Source organism: Streptomyces sp. NBC_00223, from assembly GCF_036199905.1.
Taxonomy (GTDB): domain Bacteria; phylum Actinomycetota; class Actinomycetes; order Streptomycetales; family Streptomycetaceae; genus Actinacidiphila.
This window is the reverse complement of record NZ_CP108109.1, coordinates 6122475-6141825: the sequence shown is the minus strand read 5'-3', so window position 1 is coordinate 6141825 and position 19351 is coordinate 6122475. Positions and strand designations below refer to the sequence as shown.

23 protein-coding genes are annotated in these 19351 nt (G+C 69.1%); 12 read left to right on the top strand and 11 right to left on the bottom strand.

What is annotated here, in order from left to right:
• Positions 1-5: 5 nt before the first annotated feature.
• The 7 genes from OHA30_RS26265 to OHA30_RS26235 all read right to left on the bottom strand — a co-directional run bounded on the left by OHA30_RS26265 (position 6) and on the right by OHA30_RS26235 (position 4916).
• Complete coding sequence (locus tag OHA30_RS26265; protein WP_328916344.1) at positions 6-956, bottom strand: thymidylate synthase; 951 nt, start codon at positions 954-956, stop codon at positions 6-8.
• A complete protein-coding gene (locus OHA30_RS26260; protein WP_328916343.1) occupies positions 953-1705 on the bottom strand; it encodes a hypothetical protein in 753 nt (250 codons plus the stop codon). Before OHA30_RS26260 ends, OHA30_RS26265 begins: the two co-directional genes overlap by 4 nt.
• Positions 1603-2799 carry a hypothetical protein gene (locus OHA30_RS26255; protein WP_328916342.1) on the bottom strand — a complete coding sequence of 399 codons (1197 nt, stop codon included), beginning with the start codon at positions 2797-2799 and terminating at the stop codon, positions 1603-1605. Before OHA30_RS26255 ends, OHA30_RS26260 begins: the two co-directional genes overlap by 103 nt.
• Entirely contained in the window at positions 2796-3491 is a 696-nt protein-coding gene (locus tag OHA30_RS26250; RefSeq protein WP_328916341.1) for an HAD family hydrolase, read from the bottom strand. The genes OHA30_RS26255 and OHA30_RS26250 overlap by 4 nt, the downstream gene beginning before the upstream one ends.
• A 58-nt stretch (positions 3492-3549) precedes the next feature.
• Positions 3550-3831: a hypothetical protein gene (locus tag OHA30_RS26245; RefSeq protein WP_328916340.1), complete on the bottom strand. Its 282-nt coding sequence runs from the start codon at positions 3829-3831 to the stop codon at positions 3550-3552.
• Positions 3832-3960: 129 nt separating this feature from the next.
• A complete protein-coding gene (locus OHA30_RS26240; RefSeq protein ID WP_328916339.1) occupies positions 3961-4428 on the bottom strand; it encodes a hypothetical protein in 468 nt (155 codons plus the stop codon).
• Positions 4429-4526: 98 nt separating this feature from the next.
• Positions 4527-4916 (bottom strand): ATP-binding protein, encoded by a 390-nt coding sequence (locus OHA30_RS26235; RefSeq protein ID WP_328916338.1) that lies wholly within the window; start codon positions 4914-4916, stop codon positions 4527-4529.
• 261 nt (positions 4917-5177) lie between these two features.
• Here OHA30_RS26235 and OHA30_RS26230 point away from each other — a divergent pair, with 261 nt between their 5' ends.
• Positions 5178-6425 (top strand): helix-turn-helix domain-containing protein, encoded by a 1248-nt coding sequence (locus OHA30_RS26230; protein WP_328916337.1) that lies wholly within the window; start codon positions 5178-5180, stop codon positions 6423-6425.
• A 51-nt stretch (positions 6426-6476) separates the two neighbouring features.
• On the opposite strand, the gene cutA is transcribed toward OHA30_RS26230, so the two are convergent.
• A complete protein-coding gene (gene cutA, locus OHA30_RS26225) occupies positions 6477-6803 on the bottom strand; it encodes a divalent-cation tolerance protein CutA (RefSeq protein WP_328916336.1) in 327 nt (108 codons plus the stop codon).
• A gap of 431 nt (positions 6804-7234) precedes the next feature.
• Positions 7235-8041, bottom strand: a complete 807-nt coding sequence (locus OHA30_RS26220) for a transposase family protein (RefSeq protein WP_328916335.1) — start codon at positions 8039-8041, stop codon at positions 7235-7237.
• Positions 8042-9261: 1220 nt separating this feature from the next.
• Here OHA30_RS26220 and OHA30_RS26215 point away from each other — a divergent pair.
• The 6 genes from OHA30_RS26215 to OHA30_RS26190 all read left to right on the top strand — a co-directional run bounded on the left by OHA30_RS26215 (position 9262) and on the right by OHA30_RS26190 (position 14224).
• Entirely contained in the window at positions 9262-10740 is a 1479-nt protein-coding gene (locus OHA30_RS26215) for an AMP-binding protein (protein ID WP_328916334.1), read from the top strand.
• A complete protein-coding gene (locus OHA30_RS26210; protein ID WP_328916333.1) occupies positions 10737-10994 on the top strand; it encodes an acyl carrier protein in 258 nt (85 codons plus the stop codon). Before OHA30_RS26215 ends, OHA30_RS26210 begins: the two co-directional genes overlap by 4 nt.
• A gap of 55 nt (positions 10995-11049) precedes the next feature.
• Positions 11050-11424: an ectoine synthase gene (locus tag OHA30_RS26205; RefSeq protein WP_328916332.1), complete on the top strand. Its 375-nt coding sequence runs from the start codon at positions 11050-11052 to the stop codon at positions 11422-11424.
• A 77-nt stretch (positions 11425-11501) separates the two neighbouring features.
• Complete coding sequence (locus tag OHA30_RS26200; protein WP_328916331.1) at positions 11502-12662, top strand: acyl-CoA dehydrogenase family protein; 1161 nt, start codon at positions 11502-11504, stop codon at positions 12660-12662.
• A 27-nt stretch (positions 12663-12689) separates the two neighbouring features.
• Positions 12690-13376 carry a transglutaminase-like domain-containing protein gene (locus tag OHA30_RS26195; protein ID WP_328916330.1) on the top strand — a complete coding sequence of 229 codons (687 nt, stop codon included), beginning with the start codon at positions 12690-12692 and terminating at the stop codon, positions 13374-13376.
• 20 nt (positions 13377-13396) lie between these two features.
• Positions 13397-14224, top strand: a complete 828-nt coding sequence (locus OHA30_RS26190) for a maleate cis-trans isomerase family protein (protein ID WP_328916329.1) — start codon at positions 13397-13399, stop codon at positions 14222-14224.
• A 56-nt stretch (positions 14225-14280) separates the two neighbouring features.
• Here OHA30_RS26190 and OHA30_RS26185 read toward each other — a convergent pair whose 3' ends face one another.
• Positions 14281-14727: a MarR family winged helix-turn-helix transcriptional regulator gene (locus OHA30_RS26185; RefSeq protein WP_328916328.1), complete on the bottom strand. Its 447-nt coding sequence runs from the start codon at positions 14725-14727 to the stop codon at positions 14281-14283.
• 154 nt (positions 14728-14881) lie between these two features.
• Here OHA30_RS26185 and OHA30_RS26180 point away from each other — a divergent pair, with 154 nt between their 5' ends.
• The 5 genes from OHA30_RS26180 (at position 14882) to OHA30_RS26160 (ending at position 18950) form a co-directional block, all read left to right on the top strand.
• Complete coding sequence (locus OHA30_RS26180; protein ID WP_328916327.1) at positions 14882-15406, top strand: nucleoside deaminase; 525 nt, start codon at positions 14882-14884, stop codon at positions 15404-15406.
• Positions 15403-16059 carry a DsbA family oxidoreductase gene (locus tag OHA30_RS26175; RefSeq protein ID WP_328916326.1) on the top strand — a complete coding sequence of 219 codons (657 nt, stop codon included), beginning with the start codon at positions 15403-15405 and terminating at the stop codon, positions 16057-16059. The genes OHA30_RS26180 and OHA30_RS26175 overlap by 4 nt, the downstream gene beginning before the upstream one ends.
• A 69-nt stretch (positions 16060-16128) precedes the next feature.
• Entirely contained in the window at positions 16129-16449 is a 321-nt protein-coding gene (locus tag OHA30_RS26170; protein WP_328916325.1) for a DMT family transporter, read from the top strand.
• A 46-nt stretch (positions 16450-16495) separates the two neighbouring features.
• Positions 16496-16927, top strand: a complete 432-nt coding sequence (locus tag OHA30_RS26165; RefSeq protein WP_328916324.1) for a DMT family transporter — start codon at positions 16496-16498, stop codon at positions 16925-16927.
• Between the two features lie 349 nt (positions 16928-17276).
• Positions 17277-18950, top strand: a complete 1674-nt coding sequence (locus OHA30_RS26160; protein ID WP_328916323.1) for an LCP family protein — start codon at positions 17277-17279, stop codon at positions 18948-18950.
• 31 nt (positions 18951-18981) lie between these two features.
• Here OHA30_RS26160 and OHA30_RS26155 read toward each other — a convergent pair whose 3' ends face one another.
• Positions 18982-19245 carry a hypothetical protein gene (locus OHA30_RS26155; protein WP_328916322.1) on the bottom strand — a complete coding sequence of 88 codons (264 nt, stop codon included), beginning with the start codon at positions 19243-19245 and terminating at the stop codon, positions 18982-18984.
• Positions 19246-19351: the final 106 nt, after the last annotated feature.

The window sequence follows — 19351 nt, the reverse complement described above, 5'->3', positions numbered from 1 at the left end:
GGCGGTCACCTTGCCCCGGCCGTCGCGGCGCGCTTGGCCGAGCGACGTTCCAGCTCTGCGTACCAGGTGGTGAGGGCCTGGCCGAGGGGCCCGTCGATCGCGTCGGCCGCCCGCCACGCCTGCTCGCGCTTGCCGTCCTTCCACAGCCGGTAGCTGCGCAGCGTCTCGGCCATCGCGTCCCAGCCGGGATGGCCGGTCATGTCGCGGGCCTCGACCTGGTCGAGCAGGCCGGAGAAGCCCGTCCAGGGCGTTCGCAGGTCGGGCATGACCTCGCTCGCCGAGAGCGAGGTCAGCGCGTCGGCCTGCTCGATGTGCTCGTCGTAGATGTGCAGCGAGCCGATGTGCAGGTGGAACTCCCCGAGTTCCGCGTCGAGCCATCCGGCGACCAGCTCGTGCAGCACGGTGTAGAAGAACACGTCGTACGGCATGCCGATCCATACGTCCTGGCCGCGCATCATGGTCGCCATGTGCAGGCGGCCGGCGCGCAGGTGGAACCGGAACCCGAGGGTGCAGGGCACGTCCTTGTGCCCGGCGGCGTCCTGGGCCGGGTCGTAGAGCTGGATCAGGGCTCGCCGGGAGTCGGGGTCCGCTTGGAGGATTTCCACGACGCGGGCGAGTTGGTCGACCTTGCCGGCCCAGTTCCGCATCCTCGGGCCGTACGCCCCCAGGAGGATGCCGTCGTCGGCGAACTGCCGCAGCCGGTTGTTGTAGTCGAAGATCCACGGGGCGTCGGATCCGGACAGGTGCCAGACCGTCTCGGCGACGGCGAAGGCCGGATTCACGATGCGGGCGGGCGGGGCGTAGAGCAGGCGGGCACGCGGCTGGGTGAGCAGCAGGTGCACGTCGCGGACTTCGTGGGTGGCCATGCCCCGGGGGCTGATCTTCTCGCCGGACTTGGCCAGCATGACGGCGCCGGAGAACAGCTCGGCGATGCTGTCGGCCGTGAGGGATGTCATCGGACGGATGCTCCTTCGTCCTTGGGCGACGCAGCGGCGCCCGGGGGGTGGTGGGTGGAGTCGTCGGCCCTCGGGCCGGAGGTGGCGCGGTCGGTGATGAGCCGGGCGATCCGAGCGGCGCTGTCGCCGCGCCACCGGCAGACCGCGTCCAGGGCCGCCCGCGGGATCGGCGCAGAGCCCGCGCGCACGCCGGAGAGTGCTTCGGCGACCTCACCGGTGGCCTCGCACCGGGTCGCCAGTCCGTGACCGGTCAGGCCCAGGGTGCGTTCGCCCGGCGGGCCGATTTCGAGGACCGGGATGCCGAGCAGCGCGGCTTCGATCCCACACGTCGAGTACGCGCTCGCTATGGCGTCAGCGCCGGCGAGGCAGCCTCGGGCTCCGACTCGGGGATCGGCCACCACGACGGGCGGCCCGGCGTCCCGCTTCACCAGAGCGGTGAAGGCGTCGGTTCCCTGCGCCGGGTGTGGAGCGATGACGAGTCCCCAGTCGCCGCCCGCCTCGGCGAGGCCGTCCAGGAGGAGGTCCGCGTGGGACTTGAGGTGAACGGGGTTGAAGGGCTGGCATGCCCACACCGCGATCCGGGCGGGCGCTCGCCGGCCCGCCGGAGCGAGCAGCTTTTCCAGGTACCGCCGTTGCGCCTGGCGGCTCAAGCCGGCGAGGACGTCGAAGCGGGGCTGCCCGAGGACGTGCACCTCGGCCTCGGGGTGGCGCGCCCACCCTCGGCCCAGGGCGAGGTCCCGCTCGCCCATGACGATGATGTCGCGGCTGTGCAGGGCCGGCCAGGCGACCGATTCCGCCGTCCACGCCCCGTGCTGGACTGCACCGAGTTGGCTCCGTGCCGCTCGGCGGCGTGCACGGCCAGCACACCCAGGGGGCTGGTGTCGTTGCTCAGCAGGACGGTGTGCGGCCGGGTGATCGACAGGATGTCGTCGAGCCAGCTCTCCGCCCGCACCACCGTCCGCCACGACGGCTGGGTGCAGCCCCCGCTGGTCTCCAAGAGCACGGACAAGAGCCTCACGAGCCGGGCAAGTTGGACACCGTGGCCTCCCACTTGGACGACGTGCTCGTCGTCGGGACGGTGGAGGCCCTCGGCGGTGCCGGAACCGGTGAAGAGGTCGCTTGGAGCCGAGCGCAGCTCGATACCCGTTGCCGGTCCCGCGCTGCACCGCTCGGCGGCATCAGTGGCGAGATCGAGCAGGAGGCTCATCTGCCCGCCGCGCGCCAGTTCGGCGAGAACCGGGGTCAGCGTGGCCGCGTGGCGGGAGGTCCACGACAGCGCCAGAACGTCCTGCCGTCCGAGATCCGAGTGGAGCGGACTCGGCTCCGTGTTCGCCGTACTCGTCCGGGCGAGGTTGCGGAGTTGGGCGGAGCGGGTCGGGTTGTGCGGTGCCGCAGCACCGAGCACGTACGCGACGCCGGACCACGTCACGGTGTAGGCCAGGTACTCACGCGAGCTGCTCGAACGCAGTCCCACGAGCCCTTCGTACGGGGCCAGGGTCAGGGGCCCTGGGGCCAAGGCGAACGGTGCCCAGGAGTTCAGGGCCAGGAGCTTGCGCACGATCTCGGTGACGAAGCGTCGCACGGGGACGTGCTGGACGTGGAGCCAGCCGGCTCCGCCCGGGGTGGAGGCCAGTGTGGCGCTGTAGTGGTCGAGGGCGGCCATGACGTCTTCGACGCCGGAGCGCAGTAACTGCTTGTCGACGGCCGTCGCTTCCAGGTCCGTGGTGTGGACGTGGTCGGTTCGCGCGTGCGCCAGGGCACCGGTTCCGACGAGAGCCCACGTCGGCTTCCCGGCGTTGGAGGAGCGGACCAGGCCGAGGGCACCAGTCGTGCGGGGGCTCACACCGTGCTCCCCTCGACGAGCTGCTTGGCGGGGAGGAGGAGGCTCAGCAGTTCCTTGGGCGACGCGGCCGTCTCGGGGCCGGGAGCCGCCGGCTGCCCGTAGCCCCATGCAGCGTGTACATAGGGGACGCCGGCGCGTGCGGCCGACTCCTGGTCGACCGCCATGTCACCCACGTAGACGGCGGAGGCGGGGTCGACTCCCAGGTCGACCAGCGCCAGGAGGAGCGGGTCCGGGGCCGGCTTCGTCCGGCCCGCTCCGGCGGGCGTGCGGATGGTCGAGAAGGGACATCCGAGGCGCGCGAGGAGCGGGGCCGCCCGGTCGACGTGCTTGGACGTCACGACGCCCAGCCGCCAGTCGGCGGCCACGAAGGCGTGGAGCGTCTCGACGATGCCGGCGAACTCCTCCGCGAGGTGCGCGGTGGCCACGGACTCCGCCTCGTACGTCTGGCGGACAGCTTCGGTGTCGGTCAGGCCCAATCGCTGCATGATGTCCCCGAACTCGCGACCCAGGTGGCGCTCGTAGTCGCGGAAGGGGAGCGCGACGCCATGGATCTCCTTGACCCTCTGCCACGCCTTCCGCATCACCGGACGCGTGTCGAGCAGGACGCCGTCGAGGTCGAGGAGAAGAGCGCGCGACCTGTGGTCGCTCGGCGCGACCGGAGCCGGCGGCGATTCGTGAGTGGGAGCGGTCATGATCATCCTCTCGTCAGGGGTGGCCGTTGCGCCTCAGAGGGCGGAGGCCGGTTCGAGTTCAACTCGGGGTGCTGGGCCGGGCCAATCGGGCCGCGTCCGGCGGGCCGTCAGTCGAAGGCGAGACCGATCCGTTCGGCGCGGCCGGCAGGCGCGAGAGCCGGTGAAAGCGCGAGAGGTCGAAGCCATGCCCCTGCACCTCACCGGCGGGTACGGCAAAGAGGTCGATGCTCTCTTCGCTAAGCGCCGTCGGGGCGGCCTCCCGGATGGCGAGGAGCGCTTCGCCCTGCTCGCGGTGCGGCAGGAGGCGCGGTGCACGATCGGTGTGTCCCTCGAAAGTCATGGTCAGCCCTCGGTCAGGTGTATTTGAAGGTGAAGGCGAGCACGACGCTCACGGTGGCGATCAGGGCGATCTGGGCGCTGATCTGCCGCCAGCCCAGCCCTTCCTGTCCATCCAGCGCAGTGGACGCCTTCAAGTCGGCGCGACGGGCTCCTCGGAGATCACGAGGTGGAGAAACGCCCGGCAGTGCTCGCCCAGATGTTTGATCACGGCGTGGTACTCGTCGTCATCGGAGCTGATGTTGTGCCGGTCGAGGACGAGCACGCCGTCGGCCAAGCCCGCTCGGAGCTGCCGCTCGGCTTCCCGCCAACCAGGTCGATCCCAAGGCGGCGTGTAGACGCCCTGGCTCGCGCTGGATGCCGGGAAGTACGTCGTGGTCACCGGGACCGCCACATCGTGGAGCCGGGCGGCGATCGCGTAACCGAGCTGGTCGGCCTCAGCCTGCAGCGTCCCCCAGTCCTCGTCAGGTCGGGCCCTCGGACTCGGTACCAAGCTGTACGCCAGCACGCGCAGCGGCTGATCGGCCTGCGCGTCGACGATCTGTCGGTAGAAGTGCTCACGTAAGCCTCGGAGTTGGCCAGCTCGGGACTGGCGCTTCACTCGGGGAGAGGTGCGAGCCCATCTCGGGTGGTCATGGCCAGCAGTCGGCGCCCCACCGCCCGTGTGCTTCTCTCGCCCCCGATCAAAGGCAACGAGGCTCAACACGTCGGCTCCGTGCTTGACTGCGTTGTGCGGCGACATGGGGGTGCCTCCGTGAGAGTGGGAATGACCGCGTATGTCGTTCGGCCGCCGTCCGCGACGCCCCACCGAAGCGACAGGCAGGCGACGAGGTGCAGCCCTCGACCACTGAGTCCGGCGGTACTTGCACGTCGTCGCCTCGCCGGTGCGGTGCTGTCGTCGGTGACTCGGATTCGAAGCTCGTGGTCGTCGTGTCGCAGTCGCAATCGGACATCCCCGGAACCGTGGACGATCGCGTTGGACACCAACTCCGAGACGACGAGCCGGGCGTCCTCTGCCGGCGTCTCCGGCAACGACCACTGCTTCAAGCACGGTGGCCGTGGTTCGCCGTGCTTGAGCGACGTGCACATCCACCGGCTCCATGACCATCTCGAAGACGTGAGAGGCCAGCGGACACCGAGCGGTCGCGGCGCCGACGACGTGGGCGCCACCGTCGTCGCCCCCAGGTCGGGGTGGCGTTGCTGTCCGGTGCGTGGTCATGCCCACATCGCACCGTGGCTGCGCGATCCGGAACAGGGGAAACCGGAGGGGGAAAATCTTTGTCAAGGGGGGAAAATCAGGGGGGAGTTGAGGGGAGTATTGGCTTTCTCCCGCGGATAGGGGTCAGACTCATGGCAGTGGATCCATTTGCCGAGCTGCTCCGTCACCTGCGGCGTAACGCGAATCGGACGCAGGACGAGCAGGCCGGTGCGATCAACGCCGCTTCCGGCCGGGCAACGATGACCCGCCGAGAGGTGAACCGGTACGAGAACGGTGCCAACGTTCCGACGGACCACACCCTGGGGAACATCGCTTTGGCCTGTGGCGTCCCGCTGGAGCCGCTGCTGCGCGAGGCGAAAGCCGCCCGCGCCAGGCGGCGAGAGAAGAACAAGGCCGAGGCGGAGGACCTGGACGACGTGAAACGCCGAACGCTGTTGGGAGGCGCAGTCATCGGTGCGGCTGCGGCGGCCGAGCCGTGGGGCCGGCTGGCCTACGCACTCAGCAAGGGTTCCAAGATCGACCCTGAGTCCGCGGGGGTGCTTGTCGATCATGCGGCCCGGTTGCACGTGGACGAGCTGAACGAGAGCGCGCTCAGCCTGCAGTCTCGGGTCGAGGCGCACTTGGACGCGATCACCGCAGCCCTTCCCCGCGCCGGAGCCCACGAGCGGGCCCTGACCATCGCGGCGGGAGAGACCGCTGCCCTTGCTGGATGGGTTGCCTGGGACCTCGGCGAGCACGACAAGGCCACTTCCTATTACGAAGTGACCTCGGAGTGCGCGAAGAAGGCTGGACACCCCCCGCTGCGCGCCCTCGCTCTGGGCTACGCGAGCTACGGTGCCCCCAGCCCTGCGAAGGCGCTGGAGATGCTTTCGCAGGCAGCTCAAGACGTACGCGGACGTGGCAATGCAACCGCCGCAGCGTGGGCCCTGGGCCGGTACGCGGAGGAGGCCGCTCAGTCAGGCGATGACGCCGGCGCCCTTCGTGCTCTCGACCAGGCCAAGTTCGCCTATGACTTCGCCGACCATACGAGCGAGCAGGCGTGGGTCCGCTTCGTGACGCCGTACCGGATGGACTCCTTGACCCTCTCGGTCTACGGCGAACTCAAGCGTCAGGAGCTGACGGCCACCGCCGACTCCGCAGTCGAGCGCCTCGGCGGTGAACTACCCGAGTCCGGTGTGGTCGTCCTGGGTGACCTGGCGTCCGCCCTTCTGCGCGGCGGCGACGTAGATCGCGGGGCCTACGTCGCGCACCAGTTCGCCGCAGCGGCGGAGTCGAAGCCCAACACCATGGGCCGGCAGCGGGCCCAGGCCATCGCTGCCGGGCTCCCCGACACTGAGCATGACCTGGCCAGCCACCTGCTGACGTTCGCGACGCTGTGAAGCGTCGAAGCACACAGGCTCGGTGAGAGCGAGGCGCTGTAGTGGAGACCTCTACCGCGGGCGCGTCTCGTCGACGACCCAGGACAAGTACGCCTCCGACCCTCCGGTCACAGGCAGCGTGACCCACTGGGGGACGTCGTACGGGTGCCTCTCGTGAAGCCATGCCTCCAGCGCGGGGAGGCGATCCGACGACGTCATGTAGGAGATCCGCCACTCCTGCGCCGCTTCGACCTTCCCCTGCCACCAGTAGAAGGCGGTGATGGGCGCATCGATGTGAACGCCCGCCGCCAGTTTGCTCTCAACAGCGTCTCTGGCGAGGGTCTTCGCCTGCTCCTCGTCGTCACTCGTCGTCTGCGCGATCACGATCTCGGGGTCCATGCGGCTACCTCTCCACCTCGGGTACCGCGACCCTACCCAGAGGTTCGACGCTGGTAGGCGGGTTGGCTTCGCCCATGAGCGGTTCTGGTCCAACGTCTGTCGAGCCCCGTCGTGCGCGCTCGTCCCTACTTTGGGTCAACGAACTGACCTGCTGGATGCCTTCGTGGTGGAGCGGGCCCGCTTGCTCACCGGTCTTCTTCCGGGGCTTCAGTACGTGATTCGATGCCCGCCATGGCGACTTCCTCGCAGCTGCTCAGGGAGAGGCCGCAGAAGGGGCAGGAGAAGGACTCGACCGTTCCAACGTCGACAACCCCGCCGGGGTGGATGCACGACACTTCCCACTCATTGCAGCGGCAAGGTACGGGGCTGAGGTCCCCGTACACGTTGCCGCCGTAACCGCATGCCGGGCACTGAGGTTTTCTCAACGAAGATCATTTCCAGATTCCGTTGAGGACGAGTGCGGCGCGGGCTATGTCGCCGATCCGGCTGGGACTGAGTGAGACGTACTTGAGCGCGCGCCAGCGCTCCTTGAGTTCGGCGGCGGCGCGTTCGCCGAGGGCGCGCAGGTCTCTGATCAGGGTGTTCGTGGTGCGGGTGTCGGCGTGGAGGGCTTGTTCGGATTTGCCTTTGGGGCGGCGGACCGGGATGTGGATGCCGATGCCGGCGCCGGTGTAGCCCTTGTCGGCGAGTGTCGGCAGACCGTCGGCGGCGGCTTTGTACAGGGCGGGCAGGGCGTGGATGCGGGCTGCGGTGATGTCGGGGGTGGAGCCGGGTTCGACGTCGGAGACCCACAGTGGGGTGCCGTCCGGGGAGGACAGGAACTGCACGTTGCCGCCGAATGCCTTGTGTTTCTGGCTGAACCAGAGGTCGTTGCCGTTGTCGCGGACGCCCGTGAGGCGGTCGGACTCGATAAGTGTGCCGTCCAAGATGTGCGTCATGTCTTCCTGTCGGCAGCGGTTCAGGACGTCGTGCAGGTCGGGGGCCTGCTCTGCGAGGACGTCGATGCCTTCGTGGAGGTACCGGTAACCGGTGGCCTGGGAGACCCCGGCGTCCCGCGCCAGGCAGTGCACGCAGCCCCGCTGACGGAACCAGCGCAGCACCAGCACGGCCTGACGGAACGGACCCAGCGCCCGCGACCCCCGCGGAGTGCGCAATCGCCGCCGGTGGGCGGCCAGCAGTCGGGAAAGGTGATCCACGACATGGCGCGGGACGTCGAGCGTGGCAACATAGGTGACCAACGTGAAGCCTCTGGTGGTTCGGACAAGATCTTGTGGTGAGACCTGTCCTACCAGGGGCTTTACGTCTGCCCACAACCAGGATGAGTTCGCCCGAACCGCCCACGGACGAGCGGTTCACAACGTTTCGCGAAGATCATTTCGCTGAGAAAACCTCAGTGGCCAGTGCAGCGTCCAGCGCACTGCGGGTGATGTCTCCTTCGAGCTCTCTGGACATTGTGGCCTCGTCCCAGGAAACAGCCTCAATACCTGTGCTCAGGGCTACCGAGATCGCAGAGCGCGCACGCTCGCGCGCGCCGTCTTCGGGGTTCGCTGTTTTGTCGGCGCCCGGATTACATTCAATTAGTTGCTTGCGCGTGCAAACATACTCCCCCTATGCACCCCGAGAAATCGGGGGAAGTCGGAGAAATTTGCATGACCACCTATGCGTTGGCCAATGTCGCTTCGGGCGGAATTCCAACGATGTCCGCCACCCCCGCGCACCCACCGCGTCCTCGGCGGGCCAGGTGGAGCAAGGCCCTCACCTCGGACGCGTTTGTCGGGCGTTGCGCAGCCCAAGCGCCGCGGCGCAGGCATGGCATATGCCGTACGAAATTCCGCACCCGGAGCGCCCCGCCCGAATCACCGACGGCGAGCCGCTCACACGGGACCCTGCCGACCGGGTGCACCCCGCCCGGAATTGGGTGACGTGCCTGGTCAGCCGCCTCGACACGGCGGGCTGGGCTTTCGGCGGCCGGTCCTGACGGCAAGCCCGGGACGTACGCCGCCGAGCGACGTCCGAGCGGCACTTCTGCCCTTCCCCGCCGACCCCGTCCGGGTGAATGGGCCAAGAGAGCCGCCCGGCCCCCTGAGCGGCCCTCACCGTTCCGGGCCGGCCCAGCAGTCGCCCGTGAACGCCCGGCCGCGGAGACGAAGCGTCCCGTAACGGCCTTGGCACCTCGGCGGCCTCCCCTCCTCGCCTTCGAAACCATTGATCAAGCAAGAAGCGTTGGCCACAGGAGTGACTTCTGTCACAACAGATATCGTCTGATGCATGCTTGACTCTGCATGTACCTTCGCTATCGTAATTGCAGGTCGATCGCGGGGGAGTGAGCGGAGTCGGCCCGGCTTGATGGGCGCACCAGGTGCTGCGGACGCAGTTTTCTGGCGCGTTCTGAGCGCCGCCACCCCCCTTGCACCGAAGATCAATTCTCTGTTGATGTCCGGATGAACAAGGGGGAATCGTGCCATCACCACGTCTCTATGACGCGTTGGCCGCGCATGCGCGGGATCGGCCCCACTCCGTGGCCCTGGTACTGGGCGGGCAGCGGACGACGTACCGCCGGCTCGTCGACCTCGCCGGGGAGCTGTCCGCCGCGCTGGACCGCCTGGACCTCGACCGCGGCCGCCCGCTGTGCGTACCCGCGCACAAGACACCGGAGACGATCGCCCTGCTCATCGGGGCCTTCCGGGCGGGCTACGCCGTCCTTGTCCCTTCTCCCGGGCTGGGCAGCGCGGCTCTGGGAACGCTCACCGCGCAGGCCCGTTGCTCCGCCGTCCTCACCGTCGACGGCACGGGCGCGCTGCACCACGACGACATCGCACGGGACGAGGAGGCGGCTCGCGGATTCGACGCCGTCGACCCCGCCGCCTCGCCTCTGCTGCTCACCACCTCCGGATCCACCGGAACGCCGAAGATCGTGCCCATCATGGCCGACGCCTTCGACCGGTTCGCCGACTGGGCCACCGGACACTTCGGTCTCACCGGGCAGGACACGCTGCTCAGTTACGCCCCGCTCAACTTCGACCTCTCCCTGCTCGACGTCTGGACCGGGCTGCGGCTCGGCGCCGGCGTCGTGCTCGTCGAGCAGGACGCCGGCGCCGACGCCGGCTACCTGCGCGGCCTGGTCGCGGAGCACGAAGTCACCTTCGTGCAGGGCGTACCCATGCTGTTCCGGCTGCTCACCCAGGACGACATCCCGTACCCGCGCGTCCGCACGGTGATCTTCACCGGTGACGCGATGCCGCCCCCGCTGCTGGCCCGGCTCGGCGCGGCCTTCCCCGGTGCCCGCTTCCACAACGTCTTCGGCTGCACCGAGACCAACGACAGCTTCATCCAGGACGTCGACCCCGGGGCGGCGGAGGGGAAGACTCCGATCGGCCGCCCGCTGCCCGGCGTACGGGCCCTGCTCCTCGACGACGAGGGGAAGATCCTCGACGGGCCCGGCACCGGTGAACTTCTCGTGACGACCCCGTTCCAGACCTCCGGATACCTGCAACGCGGGCGCAACGAGGGCGTGTTCGTCCCCGCGCCCGACGGCGGGCCCGAGGTCTTCTACCGCACCGGCGACATCGTCTCCCGGGACGCCGAGGGCCTGCACCGGCTCGACGGCCGGACCGACTTCCAGGTCAAGGTCCGCGGCGTGCGCACCAACGTCCAGGAGATCGAGAACGTCCTGGCCGCCCATCCGGACGTCTCCGAGGCAGCCGTGGTGGCCCTCCCCGACCCGGAGGCCGGTTACCGGCTGCACGCGCAGGTGACCCGGCGGCCCGGCACCGCGCTCACCTCCCTGCGGCTGCGCACCCACAGTGCCGCGCATCTGCCCCGGCACGCCATTCCCTCTTCGGTCCAGGTGAGCGACGCACCCCTGCCGCGCACCGCGACCGGAAAGCCCGACCGCGACCTCATCAAGGCGCTACGCCAGAAGGGACATCGCCCATGAGCATTCTGCAGGACGAGATCCGCGGCTATGTCGTCGCCGAATTCCTCGACGGAGAGGAAACCGCCGACCTGACCACCGAATTCGACCTGATCGACAGCGGAATCGTCGACAGCCTCGGACTGGTCAGGATCGTCTCGCACCTCTCCCGTGCCTACGCCATCCCCGTCGACGACATCCCGCTGAAGCCGGAGAACTTCCGCAGCATCGGGGCCATTGTCGCCTTCATCGAAGACGCGACCCGGGCCACTCTCTGATCTTCCGGGCGAACCCCGGAAAGCCCAGCCCTCCCTACCTCGAAGGAGACTTGCCGTGATCGTGCGAAGCACCAGTGATGTCACCCCCGTGGAGTGGGGCAACGGCACCAGCCACCGTCTACTGACCGAGGCCGACAACATGGGCTTCACCGTGTGCGAGACCCTGGTCCGCAGGGGCACCTCGAGCGCGTTGCAGTACCGGCAGCACCTGGAGGCGTGCTACTGCGTCGGTGGGTCCGGCGAGGTCATCACCAAGGACGGAACGCGCTTCAAGTTAACGGACGGAACCATCTACGCCCTCAACGAGAACGACGCGCATCACCTCGTGGCGTCGGACGACGAGGATCTGAGACTGATATCCGTCTTCAGCCCGGCCCTGCGCGGAGACGAGAAGCACACGCTGTCCTCCGACGGCTTCTCCCAGTACTGAGTTCCGTGTTCCGGGGCCCACCCGCCGGTGGGCCCCGGCTCTTCCGCTCACCACGTACCGGAAGGCCGGCCACAGCCATGACATCCGCACCCGCACAGCCCGCTCCGGGAACCCCCGACTCCGCCTCCGACCCCTACGAACTCGCCACCCCGTGGGCCGAGGCGCTCAATCGCGACCTCGACGAGTTCGACGCCCGCGCCGAATTCCCCTGGGAGAAATGGAAGACCATTCAGCGCTCGGGGATTCTGGCGGTTCCCTTCGAGAAGCGCTGGGGCGGCCTCGGCGGCACCCTGACCGAGACGATGCGCGCCCTGGAAGGACTCGGCCACACCTGCCGGGACGCGGGCCTCAGCTTCTCCGCCTCCACACAGATCGTCAGCGTCGGCGTACCCCTCCAGGCGTTCGCCGGCGATCAGCTCAAGTCCCGGTTCCTGCCGGGGATCGTCTCCGGTGAGCTGATCACCGCGCACGCCGTCACCGAGCCGGACCACGGCTCGGACGCCATGAACATCACCACCACCGCGCGCCGCGACGGCGACGACTACGTCATCGACGGCAGCAAGATGTTCATCACCAACGCGCCGATCGCCGATCTGTTCCTGCTGTACGTGCGCACCGGCGACCCCGGTCCCTTCGGCCTGAGCGTCTTCCTCGTCGAGCGGGACTCCCCCGGCCTCAGGATCGGTGAACCGCTGGCCAAGATGGGACTGCGTACCTCTCCGCTGAGCGAGGTGACCTTCGAGGGGCTTCGGGTGCCCGCCGCCCGCCGCATCGGCAGTGAGGGCGCCGGCTTCCTGATCCTCGACCACGTGATGAAGCGGGAGATCCTGTTCTCCTTCTCCCTCACGCTCGGCGAAATGAGCCACCGCCTGGAGCGGGTGATCCGCTACGCCAAGACCCGCCGCCAGTTCGGCCGGCCGATCGGCGCCTTCCAGGGCGTCTCGCACCGGATCGCCGACATGAAGATCGCGCTGGAGACCTCCCGCAAGTGGCTCACCGACACCGGCGCCAAGGTCCAGGCCGGACAGGACGTGGCCATCGACATCGCCGCGACCAAGACCGTGGTCAGCGAGGCCAACAAGAGCAGCGCCCTGGACGCGGTGCAGATCTTCGGCGGCCAGGGCTATCTGACCGGCACCGGCATCGAGCGCGAGGTACGCAACGCCGTCGGCGGAACCATCTACTCCGGCACCAGTGAGATCCATCGCAACCGCATCGCCGCCCTGCTGGGCCTGTGAGCGCGGAACGCTGACGAGAGGGTGACCATGAACGCCATCACGAGCGCCGAGCACGCCCGGCTCACCGCACCCACCGATTTCCTGGACTACGAGACGGACGCCGTCCAGACCTTCGTCGACGACGCGGTCGCCGACCGGGCCGCCGACAAGAGGCAGCTCGCCGTCGAGCTGTACTACGCGGTCCGCGACGACGTCTTCTACGAGGTGTACGGGGCCGACCTGTCCCCCCGGGGGCTGCGGGCCAGCCACACCGCGACCACGAAGAAGGGCTTCTGCCTGCACAAGTCCGCCCTGTACGCGGCGGCCTGCCGGGCCGTGGGCATCCCCGCCCGTGTGCACTACAGCGACGTGCGCAACCACCTCGCCTCCGACCGGCTGCGCGCCCACATCGGCGGGGACGTCTTCTTCCACGGTCTCAACAGCGTTCACCTGGACGGCCGGTGGGTGAAGGCCACCCCGGTCTTCAACAAGATCCTGTGCCGCCTGTACGGGATGACGCCGCTGGAGTTCGACGGCACCGCCGACAGCGTGCACCAGCCCTTCGACGACAAGGGCAACAAGAGCATGGAGTTCGTCGCCGACTACGGCGACTTCGACGACGTGCCCTACGAGTTCGTCATGTCCAACATGCGCCGCAAGCACCCCGGTTTCCTGGACAGCAGCGGCACCGGCACCGTCCTCGGCGGCTCGCTGGCCGCCGAGGCGACGAGCTGAGCCCGAGAGGAGTGACCGTCATGAGCAATGTCCAGGCGGAGAAGGACGGCTGGGAGGCCCGGGCCCGGGTCGGCGTGGTCGTACCGCACGCGGATGTCGGCCCGGAGTCCGAGTTCCAGGCGATCGCCCCCGACGACGTCTTCATCCACGGCTCCCGCGTGTACTTCGGTGCGATGCGGCCCGGCGGCGAGATGGACCCGAAGATCCCGCACGACCCGGTGCGCGCCTTCGTGGAGCCGCCGCTCATCGACGAGGCCGTGGAACTGCTCGCGGCCTCCCCGCTCGACGTGATCGCGCTCGGCTTCACCAGCTCCGCCTACGTGCTCGGCGCGAGCGGCGAGCAGAAGCTGTTCGACCGGCTGGCGCGCCGCACCCGGGGCATCCCGCTCACCGGCACCACCGCGGCCGCCGTCACCGGCTTCGCCGCGCTCGGCGCCCGCAGCGTGGCGATCGTCAACCCCCCGTGGTTCGACGACCGGCTCTCGGGCCTCGGCGCCGACTACTTCACGGAACAGGGCTTCAAGGTCGTCCACCACGGCCCCTGCGGCCTGCCCAGCAACCAGAAGCTGATCACGCCCGAGGCCCTGTCCGACTGGATCCGTACCACCGTCGCCGGACACCGGCCCGACGCCGTCCTGGTCGCCGGCAACGGCATCCGCGCGGTCGGCGTCATCAACGCCTTGGAGAAGGAGCTGGACTTCGCTGTTCTGACCGCCAACCAGGTGCTGTTCTGGCACGCCCTGCACCTGGCCGGCGCCGGTGAGGCGGCACGACGGATCACCGGCTACGGGCGTCTGTTCGACACGGTACCCGGGGGTGGCACGGCCAACGGTGACAGCGGTGCCTAGCCACTGACATCCGCGTGCTGAAGGGGCGGGGACGCAGCGATGCGTCCCCGCGCCGGTCAGGCGCCGCTGCGCAGCATCTGGACGGCGCCGGCGAGCTCGGGGGTGGCCCCCGCGGTGTTCAGCGCCGAGCTGAGCACCTCGACATATGTGCTGCGGGCGTCGGCATAACGGCGCCTGCCCTCTTCGGTGATGACCGCGTACACCCCGCGCTTGTCGTTGGGGCACAGATCGCGGAAGGCGAAGCCGGCCGCGCCCAGCCGCCCGACCAGGCGTGTCACGGAACTCTGGCCGAGCCCCACCTCGCCGGCCAGCTCCTGCATGCGCAACTCGCCGTCGGCGGCCTGGGAGAGGCACTCCAGGGCCCGGAACTCGGACAGTCCTATCCCGTGCTTGCGCTGGAGCGCCTGGGCGAGCTGACCCTCCACGTGCGAGTACAGGGCGAGGACCTTGCGCCACATGCCCTGGTCAGAGGATGCGGCGGTCATATAAGAGATGACGGTCATGGCGGAGCTCCTCCCATGGGCATTGACAGCAAGATACATGTTCATGCAAGATCTGTCTGCCCGCTGCGCTCTTACCGGCGGACACTAAGGGTCGTGGAAATATGTACGTACAAGCAAATACATACCGGACCGCTACCTGAGCCGGGGAGCGAAGTTGCCCAATTTCGAGATTTCCGAGATTTCCGAAGTTTCCGAGACATCCGAGATTTCGGAGAGCGAGCTGACCGAGTACGTCCGTGAGGCGGTACGGATCAGCCGCGAGCACGTCGCCAAGGGCGGCATCCCGTTCTCCGGTGTGGTGGTCAACGGCGGTCGTGTCCTCGGCACCGGCTTCAACCGGGTACGCGAGGACAACGATCCCACCGCGCACGCCGAGGTGGTCGCCCTGCGCGCGGCCACCGCCGCATACGGACTGCACGCCACCGACGGGGCCACGCTGATCGCCTCCGGTGAGCCCTGTGCCCTGTGCTACATGGCTTCGCTGTACTTCAACGTCAGCCACATCGTCTACGCGGCCGACCGCGCGACGGCCGCACGGTACGGCTTCGACTATTCGGGCTCGTACGCGATCTTCGCCGACGACCCGGTCGACTGGCGCGTCAAGGTCACCTCGCTGAAGACACCGGACGCGACAGAGCCGTTCGCGGATTTCCTCGCCATGAGTCGGAGGCGGACATGACCGGGACGGAAACCGGCAAGGTCGGCATCAAGGTCTGGTCGGACTATGTCTGCCCGTTCTGCATGCTCGCCGAGGGCCCCCTTCACGAGGCCACCCACGACCTCGACGTCGAGATCGAGTGGATGCCGTTCGAACTGCGGCCCCATCCGACCCCGACACTGCGCCCGGAGGACGAGTACCTGCCGGCGATCTGGGCCCGTTCGGTCTACCCGATGGCCCGCCGGATGGGCGTGGACATCACCCTGCCCACCGTCTCACCGCAGCCCTGGACCGGGCTGGCCTTCGAGGGCTACCAGTACGCGGCCGAGCACGGCAGGGCCGCGGAATACACCCCGCGTATGCTGCGGGCCTTCTTCCAGGAGAACCGGGACATCGGCCGACTGGACGTCCTCGCCGACATCGCCTCCGAACTGGGCCTGGACAAGGCCGGTTTCACCGAGGCGTTGACGGCCGGAACCTATACCGGGACCCATCAGAAGGCGCTGCGGACCGCCGAGGCGTACGGCGTCTCCGTCGCTCCCACGATCATCATCGGTGAACGCCACCGCATAGAGGGTGTCCCCGCCGTGGGCCAGATCCGCAAGGCCGTGCTCGACATCCAGATCGAACAGGCCGTCGCCCGAGGTGCCGCCTGCGGAACTGACGGGTGCTGACATGACACGACGGTTCCGCGGCGGGCCGCTCCCGCGACGCCGACCCTCACCGAACGAAAGGACTGCGCCATGCAGTGGCTCTACCTCGCCATCGCGGACATCTTCGAGATCACCGTCGCCATCTCGGCCGGCAAGGCCGAAGGCTTCAAGAACCGCCCGTGGACCATCGCGACCCTGGTCAGCGGTGCCATTGGCACCTACTTCCTCAGCAAGGCGCTGCTGACCTTCGATGTCGGCGTCGGCTACGCCATCTGGACCTCCATCGCCGGTATCGGCATCACCCTTCTCGGAGCGCTGCTCTTCGGCCAGCGCCTGGACTGGCGCAAGGCACTCGGCATCGTCGTCATCATCACCGGGGTGGTCGGCCTCCAGCTCAGCGGTGCCGCCTAGGAATCCCGCCGTCGCCCGACCCATCTCTACGAAAGGACCCGGGCACATGCCCAACACCGGCCGCTCCTCAGCCAGCCCCTGGCTCACGCTCCTCCTTGCCGGAGGTTTCGAAATCGGCTACGCGCTCTCCGTCGGTGGAAGCCATGGCTTCACCCGCCTGACGTGGTCGCTGGTCGCCGTCGTGTTCTTCCTTCTGACGCTCTGGGCGCTGAGCGTCGCCTTACGCACCATCGAGGTCAGCATCGGCTATGCCGTCTGGGCGGGAATCGGGTCGGCCGGTGCGGCGCTGCTGGGTCCCGTCTTCTTCAACGAGACTCTGACCGCCGTCCAGGCGCTGTGGCTGGGCGTGATCATCGTCGGAGTGATCTGGCTCAAGCTCGCCGACAGGCCGCAGAAGACCCAGGAGTCTGCCGACAGCCCGCAGGACGCTCAGGGGATCAGTGCCGGCTCGCAGGAAATCCAAGGCGCGAAGCTCTGAAGAGGGACGCACGAGGCTCCCGTGCGGTCGGGTGAGAGGTTCGGCGTCTCGACCCACCGGCACAGGGGCCTCGTCGGTTCCCTGTCCTGCCGCACCCGCCCAGTCCTGCCGCACCCGCGCTGCCGGTCCTGACCCACGGCCTGACCCACGGTCTGACCACGGCGTGGTGGCAGTCCGTTCGACTGTTGCCACTTTGCGCAACTGTGCAACCAAATCCCGTCCTGATTCGTCGTAGTGGATGCGATGGCGTCCCGCTCGCCGCCGCCCCGCGGCCGCGGCGGGCTCCCGCCGACGGCCCGGACCGTGATCACGCCGTCGGCCCGTGGGCCTGTCCGTACGAGGAGTAGAGATGTCCGGCCCCTGGGACAGCCCTGACGGCAGCCGCACCGACTCCGCTCCCCCGGCCGCCGCCGGTCGCGCGGCGGCACGGGCCGCGGCACGCGGGGGCGGGGGCGGGCGCGGGCGCCGCAAGCAGGTGTCGCGGGGGCGGCGCGGGCTGCGCGTGGCCGCGATATCCCTGGCCGTGCTGATCCTGGCGACCGCCGGCGCCGGGGCCTGGTTCTACCACCACCTCAACGGCAACCTCCACAGCGTCTCGCTGAGCGACGGCGCGAACGGCGATGTCGGCGGCACGGAGAAGGCGGACGCCTTCGGCCGCACACCGATCAACATCCTGGTCATCGGCTCCGACGGCCGGAGCAACAAGGCCAATTGCGAGCTGGGCGGTGGCTGCGGCCGGGCCTCGTCGGAGGCGGGCCGGAACGCGGACGTGGAGATGGTGGTCCATGTCTCCGCCGACCGCTCCAACGCCACCGTGATGAGCATCCCCCGCGACACCATCACCCGCGTCCCCGCCTGCCGGAACGCCGACACCGGTGCCTCGACGCCCGGCTACCAGGGGATGATCAACAGCGCGCTGCTGTACGGCCCCGCCTGCCAGGTGGCCACGGTGCACCAGCTCACCGGTATCCCCATCGACCATTTCGTGATGCTCGACTTCTCCGGCGTGGTCACGATGTCCGACGCGGTCGGCGGGGTCTCGGTGTGCGTCAGCGACGACGTCTACGACACCTATTCGCATCTGAAGCTCTCCAAGGGCTCCCACACCCTGAAAGGCGACGCCGCCCTGGAGTTCGTCCGCTCCCGGCACGGCTTCGGCGACGGCAGCGACCTCGGCCGCACCTACGCCCAGCACATCTTTCTCGGCTCGATGATCCGCAAGTTCAAGAGCGCGGGCACCCTCACCAACCCCGCGGCCGTCTACCGGCTCGCCGACGCCGCCACCAAGGCGCTCACCGTCGACACCGGCCTGGGCAGCGTCGCCAAGCTGATCGGACTGGCCGGCGACCTGGACAAGGTGCCGTCCCGGCGGATGATCTTCACCACCATGCAGACCGGCCCGGACCCGGCCGACCCCAACCGGGTCGTGGTCGGCGCGGGCGCCGACGCGCTGTTCGCCAGCATCGCCGACGACCAGCCGCTCACCTCCCCCGACGGCTCCAAGTCCCCGGCCGCCTCCGCGACGGCCCGGCCCACGGCGACCGTGCCCGCCGCCCGGATCACCGTCCGGGTCGAGAACGGCACCGGCATCGGGGGCCGGGCCGCCGCCGTCGCCGGCGAACTGACCGCCAAGGGCTTCGCCCCCGGCACCTCCCACGGCAACGCCCCCGCGCCCGCCGCCACCACCGCGCTGACCTACGGCGCCGGGAAGCAGGACCAGGCCAGGACCGTGGCCCGCGTCCTCGGGATACCCGGGAGCCATCTCCAGCAGGGCAGCGCCCCGGGCCTGACCCTGGTGATCGGAGCCGACTGGGGTACGGGCACCGTCTACCCCGGCGGGACCCCGTCCGCCGCTCCCGTCGACACCCGGGCGGCCGTCGCGCAGGCCCATGCCCAGACCGCGGACCAGGGTTCCGACTGCGCCCCGACCAGCCACTACAGGACGGTACGGGTCAACGGCGTCCCGATGACGCCCACGCAGGCCTACGCGGTCTCCACGAAGAAGCCGGACTCCGCCCCCTGACGCCGGACCCGGCCAGCCACCTGCGCGGGCGTCACGTACCCCCCTGGACCAGTGGGACCATGCGCTCGGGGTCGAAGGCCGTCCACCGGGGCGCCCCCGCGCCCGTCAGCCGCAGATGGCAGCTCCTCACGCCGTCAGGACCCACGCGCCAGGCCAGGATCGTCCCCGGCCAGGGGCGGCCCGCCCGGTCGTACACCTCCACCGGCTGGTACACGGAGCGGACCTGGTCCTGCTGGGAGGGAGGGGACTCCCGCACGAACTCGTCCAGTACCCCCTCGGCCTCGCTCGCACCCATCACGATCCCCATTCCCTCCCGGACGGCGGTCTGATGGTTCCATTCTTGCGCAACTGAGCATTTCTTCCGCCCTTTTACGGCCTCCTGTCGCGGTCGGCGGCCCGTT

Coding starts and splice junctions, on each gene's coding strand:
- OHA30_RS26170 (WP_328916325.1), top strand. CDS start 16,129: ATGCAGTGGCTCTACCTCGCCATCGCGGACATCTTCGAGATCACCGTC.
- OHA30_RS26160 (WP_328916323.1), top strand. CDS start 17,277: ATGTCCGGCCCCTGGGACAGCCCTGACGGCAGCCGCACCGACTCCGCT.
- OHA30_RS26230 (WP_328916337.1), top strand. CDS start 5,178: ATGGCAGTGGATCCATTTGCCGAGCTGCTCCGTCACCTGCGGCGTAAC.
- OHA30_RS26250 (WP_328916341.1), bottom strand. CDS start 3,491: ATGACCGCTCCCACTCACGAATCGCCGCCGGCTCCGGTCGCGCCGAGC.
- OHA30_RS26165 (WP_328916324.1), top strand. CDS start 16,496: ATGCCCAACACCGGCCGCTCCTCAGCCAGCCCCTGGCTCACGCTCCTC.
- cutA (WP_328916336.1), bottom strand. CDS start 6,803: ATGGACCCCGAGATCGTGATCGCGCAGACGACGAGTGACGACGAGGAG.
- OHA30_RS26185 (WP_328916328.1), bottom strand. CDS start 14,727: ATGACCGTCATCTCTTATATGACCGCCGCATCCTCTGACCAGGGCATG.
- OHA30_RS26200 (WP_328916331.1), top strand. CDS start 11,502: ATGACATCCGCACCCGCACAGCCCGCTCCGGGAACCCCCGACTCCGCC.
- OHA30_RS26195 (WP_328916330.1), top strand. CDS start 12,690: ATGAACGCCATCACGAGCGCCGAGCACGCCCGGCTCACCGCACCCACC.
- OHA30_RS26260 (WP_328916343.1), bottom strand. CDS start 1,705: ATGGGCGAGCGGGACCTCGCCCTGGGCCGAGGGTGGGCGCGCCACCCC.
- OHA30_RS26210 (WP_328916333.1), top strand. CDS start 10,737: ATGAGCATTCTGCAGGACGAGATCCGCGGCTATGTCGTCGCCGAATTC.
- OHA30_RS26190 (WP_328916329.1), top strand. CDS start 13,397: ATGAGCAATGTCCAGGCGGAGAAGGACGGCTGGGAGGCCCGGGCCCGG.
- OHA30_RS26265 (WP_328916344.1), bottom strand. CDS start 956: ATGACATCCCTCACGGCCGACAGCATCGCCGAGCTGTTCTCCGGCGCC.
- OHA30_RS26175 (WP_328916326.1), top strand. CDS start 15,403: ATGACCGGGACGGAAACCGGCAAGGTCGGCATCAAGGTCTGGTCGGAC.
- OHA30_RS26155 (WP_328916322.1), bottom strand. CDS start 19,245: ATGGGTGCGAGCGAGGCCGAGGGGGTACTGGACGAGTTCGTGCGGGAG.
- OHA30_RS26245 (WP_328916340.1), bottom strand. CDS start 3,831: ATGACTTTCGAGGGACACACCGATCGTGCACCGCGCCTCCTGCCGCAC.
- OHA30_RS26235 (WP_328916338.1), bottom strand. CDS start 4,916: ATGTGCACGTCGCTCAAGCACGGCGAACCACGGCCACCGTGCTTGAAG.